At 50.0% G+C, this 1,549-nt stretch carries 2 protein-coding genes and 2 pseudogenes; all 4 read right to left on the reverse strand.

All coding sequences use genetic code 11. The annotated features are described in order from the left end of the window. Window positions 1-63: 63 nt before the first annotated feature. Window positions 64-360 carry a DUF3847 domain-containing protein gene (locus DXD12_RS15015; RefSeq protein WP_002594808.1) on the reverse strand — a complete coding sequence of 99 codons (297 nt, stop codon included), beginning with the start codon at window positions 358-360 and terminating at the stop codon, window positions 64-66. Beyond that, window positions 353-595 (reverse strand): annotated as a pseudogene (locus DXD12_RS15020) (DeoR family transcriptional regulator); the annotation flags it as partial. The pseudogene DXD12_RS15020 and the gene DXD12_RS15015, both read right to left, overlap by 8 nt. A gap of 3 nt (window positions 596-598) precedes the next feature. Beyond that, window positions 599-916, reverse strand: a pseudogene (locus DXD12_RS15025) (DeoR family transcriptional regulator); the annotation flags it as partial. Further along, window positions 913-1,101 (reverse strand): hypothetical protein, encoded by a 189-nt coding sequence (locus DXD12_RS15030; RefSeq protein WP_002584330.1) that lies wholly within the window; start codon window positions 1,099-1,101, stop codon window positions 913-915. The pseudogene DXD12_RS15025 and the gene DXD12_RS15030, both read right to left, overlap by 4 nt. Window positions 1,102-1,549 lie beyond the last annotated feature (448 nt).

The following is a 1,549-nucleotide window of genomic DNA, read 5'->3' on the forward strand; positions in this document are numbered from 1 at the left end:
AGGAGCCTTCGGAGAACGCAATGCACCAACCTTTGGGTGGTGTATAATTGCGCCCTTAGTAAACTAAGGGGTTTCCGGCTTCTCCCGTTCCAGCAGTTTCTTCAATAGTTCCTGCGTGTCCTGCCTGTGAAAAATGAGTTTCAACAACAGCATGACATCATCATCTGTCAGGCGTTCCGGCTCTTGCAGAAAACTTTCCAGCATACCGCCACGAGTACAGAGCCGGTGTGTCCGTTCTTTTCGGGTAAGCTGCTTTAGCTGGTGCTGCAATGCCTTTTCATCATTGATGGCTTTCCGCAGTTTCTTTTCACTCTTTTCCAACTCTCGGTTGAGCTTTTCCAGCTTTGAGGTATCAGGCAAGGGCAGCGTCCTCCTTTCCCGGTATCAGCACATAAATCCTGTTTGGTTCTCCAACGCCCTGACGCACTCGCATGATCAGTCCGGCGGTTTCCAGTTCATTCAGAGAACGCTTGACCGTCATGGGGCTGCGGGACAGGACTGCGGCAATGGCTGTGACAGGGAAGCAGATAAACAGGATTCCGTTCTCGTCCTCCTGTCCGTTGGATAGCATAGCGTCCAACATCCGGCAGTACATATTTCCCGGTATCAGCACATAAATCCTGTTTGGTTCTCCAACGCCCTGACGCACTCGCATGATCAGTCCGGCGGTTTCCAGTTCATTCAGAGAACGCTTGACCGTCATGGGGCTGCGGGACAGGACTGCGGCAATGGCTGTGACAGGGAAGCAGATAAACAGGATTCCGTTCTCGTCCTCCTGTCCGTTGGATAGCATAGCGTCCAACATCCGGCAGTACATGACCTTTGCGGTGCTGCTGACTGGAAATCCTGTCAACGCTCTGGGAAAGGGCATACAGGGCGGCAACGGTGTGCCTATCGTCATAAATTCAAAATTCATTCGGTGTGTTCCTCCTTTTTCTTTGCTCTTTTGGATAAATAACGGGGGCAGTCAACCACAACCGCCCGGAAGCTCTGCTTGCACCCATGCTTGCATTTCCGGCATAATTCGTTGTAAGTGACACGCCCCCGGTCATTGAGGTAAAAAGAAAGCTCATGCTTCCTCTTTTTGCTCATTCTCGGCATATTGCGTTTCCTCCCGTTTTAGTGTATAGTTTCGGGGCGATTTTCGGCAAAATTACGGTCATAGAGCCGTCTAAAATCTCCAGAAGTATTAGACTATCCCCCTATCAGATTGTCGTGTTTCGGTATCATTTCGGTATCAGTTCGCCAGTTCTCCCCGGTGTCGTTCCTCCCCTGAATCTCACAGCGGCGTATCGCTCCCTTTGGTACGCTCGTTTCGGTCAGGGTTCCTCCATATCCCTGCCAAAAGTCATGGCGCTACATCGCCGGGGAAGCATATCCCACACAGGCTGGTCATTCGATTGGAATAATCCATCGATGAACTACCTGTATCATAGAACATTTTTGTGCCCTGTGCCGTATGTCCACAAAGTAGGAATTAAGGGTAAAAATCAGAAATTTCCACGATTGCGGAAAGTATGATATAATCCAGTTAAGCGGCAGTAATGAA

The sequence above is a fragment of the Clostridium sp. TF11-13AC genome, assembly GCF_003481065.1.
Classification (GTDB): domain Bacteria; phylum Bacillota; class Clostridia; order Lachnospirales; family Lachnospiraceae; genus Otoolea; species Otoolea fessa.

Excerpts from the sequence above, each read along its gene's own strand:
- DXD12_RS15030 (WP_002584330.1), bottom strand. The coding sequence starts at position 1,101 with ATGCCGAGAATGAGCAAAAAGAGGAAGCATGAGCTTTCTTTTTACCTC.